The 13184-nt window shown below is 40.2% G+C and carries 18 protein-coding genes; 3 read left to right on the top strand and 15 right to left on the bottom strand.

Annotated features, from left to right (window positions below):
* Positions 1-14 precede the first annotated feature (14 nt).
* Positions 15-206 (bottom strand): hypothetical protein, encoded by a 192-nt coding sequence (locus NI466_RS10395; RefSeq protein WP_004670204.1) that lies wholly within the window; start codon positions 204-206, stop codon positions 15-17.
* 97 nt (positions 207-303) lie between these two features.
* On the opposite strand from NI466_RS10395, the gene NI466_RS10390 reads away from it, so the two are divergent.
* Positions 304-645 (top strand): helix-turn-helix domain-containing protein, encoded by a 342-nt coding sequence (locus NI466_RS10390; RefSeq protein ID WP_004670206.1) that lies wholly within the window; start codon positions 304-306, stop codon positions 643-645.
* A gap of 12 nt (positions 646-657) precedes the next feature.
* Here NI466_RS10390 and NI466_RS10385 read toward each other — a convergent pair whose 3' ends face one another.
* The 3 genes from NI466_RS10385 to NI466_RS10375 all read right to left on the bottom strand — a co-directional run bounded on the left by NI466_RS10385 (position 658) and on the right by NI466_RS10375 (position 2153).
* On the bottom strand, positions 658-864 hold the full coding sequence (locus tag NI466_RS10385) for a hypothetical protein (RefSeq protein WP_004670207.1): 207 nt from the start codon (positions 862-864) through the stop codon (positions 658-660).
* 145 nt (positions 865-1009) lie between these two features.
* Complete coding sequence (locus NI466_RS10380; RefSeq protein WP_110135483.1) at positions 1010-1207, bottom strand: hypothetical protein; 198 nt, start codon at positions 1205-1207, stop codon at positions 1010-1012.
* Between the two features lie 112 nt (positions 1208-1319).
* Entirely contained in the window at positions 1320-2153 is an 834-nt protein-coding gene (locus NI466_RS10375; RefSeq protein WP_253173499.1) for a Rha family transcriptional regulator, read from the bottom strand.
* A gap of 311 nt (positions 2154-2464) precedes the next feature.
* On the opposite strand from NI466_RS10375, the gene NI466_RS16110 reads away from it, so the two are divergent.
* Both NI466_RS16110 and NI466_RS10365 read left to right on the top strand, forming a co-directional pair.
* Complete coding sequence (locus NI466_RS16110) at positions 2465-2644, top strand: YdcA family protein (RefSeq protein ID WP_253173498.1); 180 nt, start codon at positions 2465-2467, stop codon at positions 2642-2644.
* Positions 2641-3075, top strand: a complete 435-nt coding sequence (locus NI466_RS10365; RefSeq protein WP_253173497.1) for a hypothetical protein — start codon at positions 2641-2643, stop codon at positions 3073-3075. Before NI466_RS16110 ends, NI466_RS10365 begins: the two co-directional genes overlap by 4 nt.
* 195 nt (positions 3076-3270) lie before the next feature.
* Here the strand turns inward: NI466_RS10365 and NI466_RS10360 are convergent, their stop codons facing one another.
* The 11 genes from NI466_RS10360 to NI466_RS10310 form a co-directional block, all read right to left on the bottom strand.
* Positions 3271-3441, bottom strand: coding sequence for a hypothetical protein (locus tag NI466_RS10360; protein WP_195201841.1), 171 nt, complete (start codon positions 3439-3441; stop codon positions 3271-3273).
* Between the two features lie 71 nt (positions 3442-3512).
* The gene (locus tag NI466_RS10355) at positions 3513-3713 is read right to left on the bottom strand and encodes a TraR/DksA C4-type zinc finger protein (protein WP_195198335.1); all 201 of its coding nucleotides are present in this window, start codon (positions 3711-3713) and stop codon (positions 3513-3515) included.
* Positions 3706-3957: an Ogr/Delta-like zinc finger protein gene (locus tag NI466_RS10350; RefSeq protein ID WP_004670219.1), complete on the bottom strand. Its 252-nt coding sequence runs from the start codon at positions 3955-3957 to the stop codon at positions 3706-3708. The genes NI466_RS10355 and NI466_RS10350 overlap by 8 nt, the downstream gene beginning before the upstream one ends.
* Positions 3958-4112: 155 nt before the next feature.
* Complete coding sequence (locus NI466_RS10345; RefSeq protein ID WP_253173496.1) at positions 4113-5426, bottom strand: contractile injection system protein, VgrG/Pvc8 family; 1314 nt, start codon at positions 5424-5426, stop codon at positions 4113-4115.
* On the bottom strand, positions 5426-5866 hold the full coding sequence (locus NI466_RS10340; protein ID WP_004672757.1) for a phage tail protein: 441 nt from the start codon (positions 5864-5866) through the stop codon (positions 5426-5428). Before NI466_RS10340 ends, NI466_RS10345 begins: the two co-directional genes overlap by 1 nt.
* A 6-nt stretch (positions 5867-5872) precedes the next feature.
* Positions 5873-8329, bottom strand: coding sequence for a phage tail tape measure protein (locus tag NI466_RS10335; protein WP_253173495.1), 2457 nt, complete (start codon positions 8327-8329; stop codon positions 5873-5875).
* 12 nt (positions 8330-8341) lie between these two features.
* A complete protein-coding gene (locus NI466_RS10330) occupies positions 8342-8449 on the bottom strand; it encodes a GpE family phage tail protein (RefSeq protein WP_228198849.1) in 108 nt (35 codons plus the stop codon).
* Positions 8450-8484: 35 nt separating this feature from the next.
* Positions 8485-8826 carry a phage tail assembly protein gene (locus tag NI466_RS10325; protein WP_191110215.1) on the bottom strand — a complete coding sequence of 114 codons (342 nt, stop codon included), beginning with the start codon at positions 8824-8826 and terminating at the stop codon, positions 8485-8487.
* 71 nt (positions 8827-8897) lie between these two features.
* Entirely contained in the window at positions 8898-9413 is a 516-nt protein-coding gene (locus NI466_RS10320) for a phage major tail tube protein (RefSeq protein ID WP_253173494.1), read from the bottom strand.
* A 10-nt stretch (positions 9414-9423) separates the two neighbouring features.
* Complete coding sequence (locus tag NI466_RS10315) at positions 9424-10596, bottom strand: phage tail sheath protein (RefSeq protein WP_004996132.1); 1173 nt, start codon at positions 10594-10596, stop codon at positions 9424-9426.
* A gap of 116 nt (positions 10597-10712) precedes the next feature.
* Positions 10713-13172, bottom strand: coding sequence for a phage tail-collar fiber domain-containing protein (locus NI466_RS10310; RefSeq protein WP_253173493.1), 2460 nt, complete (start codon positions 13170-13172; stop codon positions 10713-10715).
* Positions 13173-13184 lie beyond the last annotated feature (12 nt).

Below are 13184 nucleotides of genomic sequence, written 5' to 3'. Positions count from 1 at the left end.
AGCTTTTCAGGGGCTTATTGTTTATTTTTGGCTTCAGAAAATGGGTTGTCAGATTTTTCAACTTTCGATAAAGCTTCAGAAATGAGTTTTTCTGTAAAGCTGGAAATTGTCATTCCTGCTTCAGCAGCGCAGACTCTCAGGAACTGATGACGGTTCGGAGTTGTGTGTGTGATGATTGCTTTTGTTCTGCTTTCGACATTACTCATAGCAAGTCCTTAAAATGTTGATAGAGCATCAGTGAATCACTGTATTACTGGATAATATTACGATAAATCGAAAGTTTCAATACTTTGGTGGGATAAAATGTCGATTAATGATAAGTTTTTGGAGCGCGGGGCGCGCTTAAAGGCGGAACGTAAGCGTCTCAAGCTAACTCAACCAGCCATGGCTGAGTTATTGGACGTTGCTGTAGGTTCTATTGTTCGTTATGAAAAGCAAGGCGATCCGTTGAATCAGAACCAATTAACTGTTTTGCAAGATGCGGGATTTGATACGTTCTATGTGACGTTTGGGGTACGATTTACGGAATTAAGTGAAGATGAGCACCAAGTAATTTCTGCTTATCGGTCACTAAAAAACGATACAGCGAAAATAGGTTTTCTCGGAATGGCCAAAGCCTATGCAACGCAAAATGCCACCGATTAGGTGGCATTTTTTTTACAATGACATTTCAATTTTTTTAATTATTTTATTTACTTGAGCATGCATTGTGGTGAATAGTGAATTGATCTCTGCTGCGTCAATCTGTTCACCTTCCTGGACTTTCATTTTACTCATCAAACCTAGACAGTTTTTTAAGTGAATTAATTCAATTAGTGTTTCTTCGTTTTGGTCATCATTGTTGTTTACGGTATTGTTCGACATTTATCCTCCTTTAGTAACATTGAACATTGTATTGAAAAGATAGAAAAGAGGAAGGTCATCAAGATACCCAGTGCGACAGATTATGTCTTCTAGCCAAAAAATAATCGTAAAATTATAAAAAAGCCCTCAAAATGAGGGCTTTCTTTTAAACTATGCTTTGGAAAGAATCGATAATTTTTTTCATATCCCTACTAAATGAGCTAAACAAAGCATTTAATTCTTCACGTTTCAAAACTTCCCCACTGGAAACTTCAACTTTGCTTAAAAAGCTTAAACGATGATCTAACTCAATCAGGTTGATCAAAATTTCTTCGTGAACATCGTTATTGGATTGTGTATTCATATTCCCTCCAGCTATGGGCCTTATGGTTATTTAATCTGAATGTTTAAAAGCCTACAACGGCTGTACTTGTCTAAAAGTGGATTTTTGTACGTTTTCTAATCCAAACACACCACTATTTTTTACTTGATGGTGAATTTAAATAAGAAACAGTCGGTGAGCTTATTTGCTGTCTAAACCGCCATACCTTAGTAGGCTTATGAAATATTGATGACCGATGAATAGTCTGGATTTTGATAAATAATGGATTGACTGAAAGTCGTAGGATTTTAAACATAAACTGTTTGGGTGGTAACTTATGTTTTAGTTGGGACGCGACCCGATACAGATGTTTCAGGTTCAAAGCAATTTCATTTTCTATACTGCTGTGATTGACCTGGACAATCCCAGAAATGATTTTTACTGCTAGCCAGAATTGCTGCAATGTTTGCATGACATCTTCAGTTAATGAATGCTGGGCCTTTAACTGATAGTTTTGAGCCAGAAACTGGGTAATGGTCATGCGATCTAGTTGAGTTATACGAGAAATTTCAGGTATGGTCATCCGTTCAGCCAGGTCTACTAAATTAGGCTGACTATTGATTTGCTGCTGTTGTACCAGCAGATCCGCCATCTGATTAAACACATTGATATAGCTTTCTTTTATGCGCGCTGCTTCTTTGCCCGTGAAGCCCATGACCAGAAACATAAAACCGTCTTTGGTCATTTCATAGTATTTAGATTCACGCTTTGCACCGTTACCAATAACGATATCTTGAACATGAGCGCAAAAGTGCGCTGATGTAAATTCTGGTGAGCAATCAAGATTTGCAATCTTACGTAATACATCGCGGTGATTTTTACCGAAAGCATCGGCAACTTTATGTGAAGTGGTCATCACCTGATTGTTGATGACATTGACCCAGTCTAAATTCAGGGTAGGGGATGCTGTTAAAGCGAATGTATTCATTAGCCTTTCCTCAGATCAATTAAGTTTTGATCTGTCAACATTCCTTCCACAGAATGGTGACAGACTGAACAGGGGTGGAAGTACCGCGATCCAAGGGAACGGCTGCCCCGAAGGGCACCCTATCCAGCCTGCCATAAAAGGCATAGCCGAATTTTACACAAAAAAATAGCCCGTGACGGACTTTTTGCGCCTTAGATCAAAATATTCAGACTTCCACATCTGACTATAGATTTTGCTATAGTAATAAAACTGTATCAGTGAATCACTTTATAGGTCAAGTGACTTTATAAAAATATTTTTGAGGGTGGGGCATGTTTAAGAAAGTATGTTTGATTATTTGCTTGGGTCTATCTTTTATAAATGTGGCAGATGCGAGAGGGAATAAACCTTGTTCTGGCAAGAAAGGAGGCATAAAACACTGTACAAGTGATGGGAAATTTATGTGTAATAACGGTACTACCAGTGCATCTAAAAAGAAGTGTACACGATGAAAAATTATATTTTAGTTTTAGCTATTATTTTAACAGGGTGTTCTGGTGAACCAGAAATTACATTACCTGATGTCAAGCAAGTCGGATTGAATGATGATAATGCAGTCATTCAATCAATTGGTGAACAACCTAAAAAAGTTGTTGATAGTACGGATAGTAAGGATGATGCTAAAAAAATCTATATATTTGATGGAGCTTACTCACAATTAGAGTCGAGTTCTAATTATGCTTTAATTGCTTGGCAGCAAAATAATGATAACAGTTTAAACCGTGCTGTAAAAATGGGAATAGCATTACTTGGAAATGATGCAGGCTATTTTATTCACCGTGTAAATATGAATGATGAACATGCTGACTACAGTATTCAAGGTCATAAGATTGTAAATAATACATGCATATCTGAATTATGTATGATTAAAATTGAGAAATAAAAAAGCCCCGAAAGGGGCTTCTTTATAGGATGCCTGATCAGGTCAAGCCCTGCACAGCATATTGATTATTCTGCTGTCATCCTGTTGTTATTATAACCGTTTTTTTAAAACCATCCTACTGTGTGAAGAAATAATAATGCACTGCCGATCACACCCAGCATAGCACCGACTAAAAAGGGATAGAGCCACATATTTTTATCCTTTACGCTTGGCTTGGGTTTGAATAAATGCACAGCTTGGTTTTTTGTTTTGCTGAATTAAGCTTTCAATGCGTTTGGTATAGCGGTCGAACAAGTACCAGATGATGAGTACCACGGCAGCCAATAGGTTTACAACAATTAAAATCAGTGCAGTTTGTTGGTCCATTTTTATTTTCCTTTGCTTATTAATCTTGTTATGTGCATTCAGGGCAGGGACATTCGATAGGATCTGATGTATCAGCGATAACGATTGGCATGACGTTCTTCCTTGGTCTTGCATTCAATGCATAAAGTGACTGCACCTAGTTTTTGTCGTTCTGGTGGAATGTCATTTCCGCATTCTTCACATTCAGTCAGTGATGGTGCGCTGTAATCACGTGGCTTGATGTTGACTTGGTTTAGTTGGTTTTCTTGTGCGCGGTCAATTGGGTCAGACACATGCTCCCCCTTTTCCTTGTTTTGCTAATGACTTAGGAAGATGAATTTCAGGGTTTGGCATTGCAGAAGGGGATAGTTCAGCATCCCAAGTTAAAAAACCTTGAGCAGTAAAACCACAATGTAAATTGGTGCATTGACCGTATAACCGTTTTAAAAGTGGATCGACTTGTTCACTTGAACGGATCCAAAGAGATTCGCCGCAATGAGGGCATTTATTACTTATCGTACGTCCTGGTTTAGACATTTTTTTGCTGCCTCTGCTGAATAAATAATATTCAACAAATATACAACAAAATTACGTTATATCTAAAGTTTCTATTGTAAAAGTTATTAAATATCGTTATTTTGGTTTTACCTATTTCATCCTGACTTCGCCCCAAAGTCAGGATTTTTTTTGTCCTATTTTTTGGCTTTGTCTATTTTTTCTTGTTCACGTTTTACGGCATTGTTCGCGGTCTTTTTCGATTTGTAGACGTGAGTCAACTTTAATGGCTTGCTTTGATCACCTGAGGTGATTTTTACTGACTTGCCACCTTCGCTGTAATAGGCAATGACACCGGTATAATCTGCATAATTTTTACCAGTGCGCTTTTTGGTTTTGGACTTTTCTTTTTCTTCTTCAGTCTTTTCTTCTTTGCCTTCAAATAGTGTCGATACATCATCGGCATCTGGAAGCTGTACTTCCAATTCAACTGAGGTGGTGAAGCCATTGTCATTGAGTGAATGGGTTACGTTGGTGCCAAGCCATACAATTTCGTCAATTTCAGGTTTCAAGCCAATGAATTCAAATTCCTGTTCAGGGATTAAAGTTGGATCACCAAATGCCAAGGTATATGTCAGTTTTTGGGCAGTACGTTTGCAACGATTGTATTCCGCATTGGCTGCCAGTTCAGCTGTGGTTTTATCCCGATGCACATAGCGGATCTCTTTCATGTTGTCTTCACTGTCACCGACCACCACATGCAATTTCTTGGCTTTGTTTTCAGTGTAGTAATAGGCTTTGACACCTGTAATATTGTCCGTACCTGTGCCATTGGTGTAGTTGTGCTGATCGCCCTTATTTCTGGTGATTTGCACACGTGGTAAGGCTAAACCTGAAACTGTTGTACTTGCACCACGTGGTAATAAAATCAAATGCCCATTCTTCACTGTGGCAATTGCGTCATTTTCATCGGCAATACGTGTGATGAGATTTGCATCAGATTCATTCTGGGCAATGTATTTAATTTTTTTTGATGCGAATTTTTCATGAACAATGACTTTCAGTTCATATTCAGCACCGACTTTTTCAAATATTTCTTGAATGGTTTTGTCGCTCCAGCTGCGTTCACGCTTTTGTTTTAAACCTTCTGATACGTCATTGGCCATGGCAGAAATACTGAGTACATCTGGTGCGCCACGATGGGATGTGGAATCGACTTTGTATTTTCCTTTGTCAAATAAACCAGTATTGGACCAACCTAACCAGACCTGAATGATGGCACCTTTGGGTGGAATACTGAGCATGCCATCTGCATCATTCAATTCGATGTCCACTGAATCCACCACAAGACCACGATTGTCTTTGATGCTCAAAGACATTAAACGTGAAGCCATAAGGGATGAGATATCGACACCATCGACTTCAACTCGAAAAATGGGGTAAGGATATTCCGTCATTTTTTCAACAGAATTTAATGCCGTACCAACGACATTCATGACTTTATTCAGCATTATAGAATCCTATTCAGTGCGCCAACACCCATGCCGATCAGGGTGCCTAATAAGGTCGGTTGCCAATCGCGTACAATGGTCAGTTTTAAAGTGAATTCAGTTTTACGTGCTGCACCATCTTTAAAGAAATAGGTTTTGGTTTCATCTAAATCATTGATGATGACTAAGCCATAAATCTTGCCTGTGCCTTCAATTAAGGTATATGCCTTGCCTGTATCGCCCATTTGTCTGAGCATGTCTAATGTGACGCGACTTCCTGTCAATTCGTGGTAAATCACGCCTTTAAGTGTAATGACATCTTCACCTTTACCAATAAATTGATAGGCAGGGGAGTCCCCGACACGGCTATTGGAAGGATGTCGCCAATTGGTGACACGTTGCAGTTCTTGATATGACGCTGTTCGTAATGAGAAGACAAACAAGCCTAGAGCCATCATCATGTGTCTTTACTCCGTGTCTGTTAAAAATTTACGTTTTTTCATCTGCTGTTCTTCAGCCACTCGCTGGAGTTCCTGACGCATTGCTTCAGCCGTTCCTTTGACCACGGATCCATCTTTGACTTGAATAGTGACTTGAATTGTATCTTGGCTGATATATGAACGTGGGTTATTGCGACCAACATTGATGGGTTTGACTGGCTTGGTTTGGGCAGCAGTGTTGACCACACCTTGTGTGGCGGTGGATGTTGCTGCAATCGGTAATCCATTGGCATTGGCAATACCGTTGGCCATGCCTTGCATGGTATAGCCACCAATGCCCATGAAGACACGTGAAGGTGAATGAATGCCTAGAATGCCCCTGGCTTTATCAATGACACCACTGACAGCACCTGTGATGGCATCTTTGACGGCATTGACTTTGGATAAAATACCGTTCTTGAGTCCTTCCAAGATCATGGCACCAAAGCCGGTAAACTTCGCTGGAAGATCCACACCGAACCATGACAGTACTTTGGCAAAGGCTGAATAGAACAGTCCGATTGGACTCCAATTGATGATCAGTGCTGATATGCCTTTAATGCCACCATTGAATGCCGTCTTGATGGTGTTCCAAATGCCGACAAAGAATGCTGAGATCGGGGCCCAATTCTTATAGATCAGCAGGGCAGCACCAGCAATGGCAAGGACAATCCATGTAATTGGGTTGGTCAGTAACGCCATGCTCATACCTTTGGCGGCTAATGCAACGACACCAAAGCCTTTCGCAACCATCATCATTGGTCCAAAGATTGCGACTAGACCAATTGAAAGGGCAGAAAGACCACCAACGAGTAAGGCTCCACCTGCGACAATTCGTGCAATAGTACTTGCTAGTCCTGGGTTTGCCTGCGCCCACGAAGTCACTTTCTCAGTGATGCTGGTAAAACCTTCAATCATGGTTTTAAATTGGGGTGCAAGTTGTTCACCGAACAATGCAAGTAAGCTGGTAAAAGTACCACCAGCAGCATCTTTTAAATTTTTAAGTGTACTTAACTGGGCATTTACACGAGTTTGTAAGTCTGCTTGCGCCTGCATTTTAGCAACGACTTCATCATATCCAGCCTTACCTTTGTCAATTAAAAGGTTTAAGGCTTGAATTGTTTCTGCATCGTTGCCAAACATATCACCCAAAATTGGCAGCCGTTTTTCGGTACTTAATCCTTTTAACTTTTCAAGCTGTTTATACATATTATCTAGACCACCGAATTCACCTTTACCATCTGTGAAATTCATGGTCAGTCCAGTCTTGCTGTCCTTTAACGCTTTTTTAATTCCATCTGTATCCATCATGGACTTAAAGATTTTACTGAACGCATTACCAGCACTTTCGCCAGCCATCGCTGCCTGATCTGCCATAACAAGCAAAGGTGCCATAGCTTTTGCACCTTCCAATCCTTCTTGTTTTATGGTTTTCATACCAGCAGAAAGCTTTGAAAAACCTTGTAGCATATTGCTCTTATCGACACCTAAATAGTAACCTCTTTGGATTACGTCCATTAGAGAAAGCATGTCTTTTTCTGCTGTTTTAGTTGCATCTTGCATCTTCGCGGCAAATTCAGCAGCTTCTTCGAATGGCATTTTCATTTGGACACCAAGATAACCAGCTGCCACACCTACGCCACCGAGAATTGCTTTGGCAGAAATACCTTGCTGGATAAGTACAGCCATCATGTTTTGGAAGTCAGCTGTTGTACCAGGTAATTTTGTTCCAAGGCTATTCGCCAATTTATTGATTTCGCCATATTCCTTGGCTACTTGCCCATTGGCTTGCATCATAGATACACGTAGCCCCATTGCAGCATCTTCAGCATCTTCGTATTGTTTAAGTGAATATCCCATACCAGCAATAGCAACTGCACTTACAGCCAATCCCTTCTTGGCTAATTCACTGGCTTTATTCATGCGCGTTTGCATTTCTTCATATTTTTTTTGAGCCTTTTCATGACGTGATAGAGCTTCTTTTTGTTTATTTAGTTCCATGGTGGTCAAATGAATCTTATTTTTAAGATCCGATTCTTCTTCATTCAACCGATCCATCTGAATTCCAGCCTTGTTGAACTCCTGAGCCATACCGGTCAATTCTGTACGTTGGTTTTTTTGAACGGCAGTCAGGCGTTTATGGGCAGCTTCAGCACGTGCCAGTGCCGTGATATTTTCCTGAACTTCAGGATTGATCTTGAGTGCTGCTTTTAATTCAGAAATGGTTTGTTTGTTTTTCGCCAAAGCCTGTGCTGTTTTTTCAGATTGCTCTGTTAGTTGACGAAAACCTGAGATTTTGCGTTGTTGTGACTCTAGTCCCTTCAACTCTGAATTCGTTTTTTTCAAAACATCTGCCATAGTTTTAGAGCCACCAATGATTGTTTTGATGGGTCCAGATACTTTATCAACAGCATTAAATAGGACTTCTAATTTTAGTTTTGACATTGGTGGACTCTTTTATACAGTGGTTTGGTGACGTTTCAGCGCATGGTGATGCCATTTACTTAATTCGGTAATGTCCATGTCATCGTATGCGCTGGGTGGCCAATGGAAGATGCAGGCAATATTGGCAATTGCTTCATCGACATCATCGACCAGTTTTATTGCTGATCCTCTTTGATCGCTTTCTGTACTGCTTGTGGGTACAAAAAAGTGACCAAGTAACCTCCTAGATTTGCAAAGTCGACTGGATCTAGTTCAAGCACTTGCTGTGGTGTTAATGCAGGCGTGGTCACACGAGGTAAAACTTTGATTAATGCGTTTACGTCGTGCTGATAGATGGCTTGTAAACTGACACCGCTCAGGGCTTTTACGTTCGGCTTACGGATGGTGATTTCAGTAATGGTATTGCCACCAAATTGAATTGGTTGCTCAAGCTGAACAGTTTCTTGGTTCGGGTTTTGAATCAGTTGGGTATTTAATTCTTGATCTTGAGTATTCATGTCACATTCCTAAAAGAGATTTGAATCAAAAAAACCTTGCACAGAACGAATCCATGCAAGGGCAGGAAAACTTATAATCCGATTGCTTTACGTTGTGCTTCGAGACGGTCTTTGCCATCTACAACTTCTTTGAAGCCAAGAATGTCGACTTCAATTTCAACTTTGCCGTTGACTGTGAGTTTGTAATAAGCACAGTTGGTCACGACTTTATGTTCAGTGTCTTCACCTGGTTCAGAGTCACCGCCATCAATTTCTTCATGACGACCACGAACCACGACTTCCACTGCATCGACTTCGCCTGTGTCATCACGTTGATAAGCACCAGCAAAACGCATATAAACACCGTCAACTTTTTCAAGACCGAATTGACGCAATGTGAGCAGGTCTAAACCACCAAAAGTCGATTCAAGTACAAGACCATCATCGCCCATGCCCATATCAATTTTTAATGGAGCATTCATACCGCCACCGCGATAGTCTTCCATTTTGCGTGTGAGCTTCGGCAATACGACCGTTTTGATTTGCCCTAGATAACTTTCACCTTCGTTAAATAGGTTCATATTTTTGAGTTTACGAGGAAGGCTCATGCATCAACTCCTATGCAGTGATCGTTGAAGCGAAGTCAGCCAAATAGCTGTCTGTAATACGCTGACGGAAGGTAAGGTCTTCAAGCGGTGGCACTGGGGTATAGTCATAGTCGATATACAATTTGCCGGCTTTGAGCGTGTCTTTTGAGTTTAGCTCTGGGTCATACCAAGCATCGCCACCCATCAGATAGCCTAGGCGTGTCCATTCACGTTGTTTGGCTTTGATGCCTTCCAACATGTCGTTGACCAGTGAACCGTGCATTGGTTTATCAATGGCCCACATGTGTGCTTCTGCAATCGTGTCAGCCATGATCTGTGCTGTACGTGTGTAGTTTTCAAAAGCAAATAACGGATCATCTGAACAGGTACGTGAGCCCCAAAAACGGAAGCCGTCATGCTGAATCAGTGTGGTGATTTCGTTGCTATTGAGATAGCCAGCATCGGTTGCAGGGTCTTGAAGGTCCCAAGTCACATCGGCATCGATACCTGTCACACCGTTCACCGCTACGTTTGATAGGGTTTTATGCCAACCGATTTCGTTGTCGATCTTGGCACGTAAGCCCATCGCCACTGCAACTGCAGGTACAGTTTCGGTTTGCGCTGTATCGACATTGAATGCCACGAAGTTTGGCCAAATCACCATGAGTTCACGCGCTGCAAACGCATCACGATAGGCAACGACTTCTTCTTTGGTTTTGCATCCCCAAGCATAAACATAAGCAAAGGCACGAAGTTTTTTTGCAATGGTTGCAAGTTCAGTGGCAACGGCTTGCGTATCTAAACCTGGTGCGCCAATGATGCGTGGCTGTACGCCTAGTTTTGCTTTCGCTAATAGCAATGCTTTTGCACCGGTATATTTACCAGTAGCGTCTACGGTACCAATGACGTTTGCTGTTTGTGCTGCTTCATCTTCAGCAGCTGCAACACGTACCACAACGCAGATTGAATTGGCTTGGTTGGCCATCGCTTGCAGAGCTGTTTTTAGTGTGCCGTTGGTACCGGCTTTTGCAACTGCAGCTTGGGTGTTGGTAATGAGCACTGGCGTATTCAATGGGAAAACGGTTGCATCTGCATCTTCTGCAGTGGCAATGAGTCCTTGAACAGCAGTGGCAATGGTTCGGATCGGACGTGTACCTTCGTTAATTTCAACGACACGCAGTCCGTGGTGGTATGAATCTGCCATAAAAAAAGCCTGTTTATTGAGGTTTTATTTCAACAAACAGGCTTGCATGGGTTTTAGTAAAGCCCAAGTGCATGGGCTTGTATTAAGTGGGTTTTACAAATGAACTACAACTCATTTTAAATATTACTTGAAATAGATTTTTGAACAAAACTTTGAACTGGGACGGCTATGCCTTGATCTGTAGAATTATTTAAATCCACGCCGGTATTTGCTAAACGTATAAATACATCAAATGCCGTATTTTTACTTGTAGTAGCAACATACTTGGCTTCAGTAGTCATTTCACCTGTTCCCCCGAGAATATTCAGTTTCACTCGAGCTGATTTATCAGGGTTAACAGTTACAAGTGGAAATGCTAAATCAATTGTTGAATCTTTAGTGGTGATAGTACAATCTCCATCGCATATGAAAAAACCTTGTGAAGCCAACCAGGTATTGTCATAAGTTCGATTCAGACTAATGTCACTAAGCTGTACTTTACTGTTTTCTAATATAAAGTTGTAATTTGATACTGTGATTTTTGGCTTTAATGATTTCTGCAATTTTTTTATAGTTAAATCTAAATCATTTAAGTAGGCCCAAGTTTTTAAACTATAATTAGAACTATCGCAAATAATTAGCGTTTTGGATTGTTTTACTGTAGTTGCATCAAAATGCGTAAATGTATTTTCGTTCAAATTACTCAAACAGATAATAGCTTGATCAAGGGTTTTAACAGCTGTTTTTTCATTTAAACCACTATTTTTATCATCACCATCTGTTGCATTTATATAAATAACGCTACGGTCAACTTGAATCGCTTTGTTGTACGGAGCATTAATAGATTTATTGAGATGTAATTTTGATGAGTATATCGATGCACTCTTGATAAAATCAATTTTCGCATGGTCTGGAGATATTGTGTCTAAATGAATATCTGCAAATGAACCTAGATCAAATACATAATCATTGCCTACGCCCATTAGTGATCCGATTCTAAATGAAGAATTAATGCCTGCGACAGATATTGTATTACCTTCATTATAAAGAGATTTAACCACCCCTTTACTCTGGGTAATGAGTAAGCCGACATCATGGTATTCATTTATTAATGAATCAATAGTAAAGCCATAAGCAAAATGCAAATACACGCCATAACGTTTTGTTGACTCATCAAATGATAATCCTGATGTAGTGTCGTGTGCACTTAATGGGTCTACCTGTAAAGGCAATGGTAAAACGGTACTTCCTTTTTTCCCATGATGATATCCTCTAATATATGTATTGTTCATATCTCCATAACCGATAAAGCCACATTTAAATGTTTCACTACCGAAATCGAATCTTGAGTCCCAAGACCCACATGAAGCTACAGCTACATCAAAGCCTCTAATAAAGCATTTTTCGACGGAGCATTGGGGTGCATTTTGCATCTTAATTGCACCGTATACTCTTTTTGTTACGTCATTATTTACTATCACCAAGTCTTCTACACTAGTACCGAAACAACCAGTCACTTGACCAGAATCATACTGTGAACCAGAAGGCATTAGACTCCATGGGCATAATTCTCCTGATGATTTCATGAAATTAGTAGTTGATAATACAAATTTATAGTTAATATTTTCAGGGAATCTTGCTTCGATACAACTGCGAAATTTATTGTTGATCCATTCTAAAGAGCCACCTTTAGAGGAGTCGCCTTTAATTCGCATGTATGGCAGCATGTAAATGGTATCTGAAACAACATAATTACCATCAGATGCTGGAAGAAATAGAGTGCAGAATGATCCCTCAGCCGTGCTCCCTGGTACTTTGTTTTTACTATGAGCCTTAACAGCTTTTATAAACGCTTGAGTATCATCAGTAGTGCCATCACCCTGTGCACCCCACCATTGGATGTTACGCCATTGCTCAACTGTAATTCGTACCCAACCATTTATGATTGTTCCACCATCATTTTCATCACTTTTACTTTGATGATAGACAAAATGTCCACCACCACGATTTTTCCCTGCTATATAAGACTTTACTAATACTGTTTTACCATCTACGCGTGGATATTCTAATAATTCATCTATTGACTCAACATGGCCAATCTTTGATAAATCAGTATAATCGATTATATCCTTCCGAATGTCTTCTACTGCCTGAATCGTTGCCATAACAACTGAAGCATCAATTTTTAATTCAAAATTTGCTGTATTATCAATCTGTAAAACAATACGAATCGTCTTGATTTGAGCAGTGCCCTGGTCTGCAGAGGGTTTATATGTTGAAGGGTAGTTTGCGTACGCAACTAAAATATTACCTGCATACAACCCAACTTCACGAATATTAAAACCACCCACAGCGCTTGGAATAACACCATCTGCCTCAAGCCAATTTTGATTGTCTTTAGATGGAGCAAGTCTATTCAGTGGAGCTCGATAGACTTCTTTAACAAGTTTGGTAAAGTCTGCATTTGGTGTTGGCACCATGCCGTTTCCGTCACCATACGCCATATGTGTAATCCCAAGTTTTGCACCTGTCTGAATTGCTTCACGTAACAGTGCCAAGCCTTGAGTTGTAAATAATGAATGAAATTGTGAGGCCATAATTCTTTTACT

The organism is Acinetobacter lwoffii, assembly GCF_024129595.1.
Classification (GTDB): domain Bacteria; phylum Pseudomonadota; class Gammaproteobacteria; order Pseudomonadales; family Moraxellaceae; genus Acinetobacter; species Acinetobacter lwoffii_O.
The sequence above is the reverse complement of the archived record's forward strand: the minus strand, read 5'-3'. Positions and strand labels throughout refer to the sequence as shown.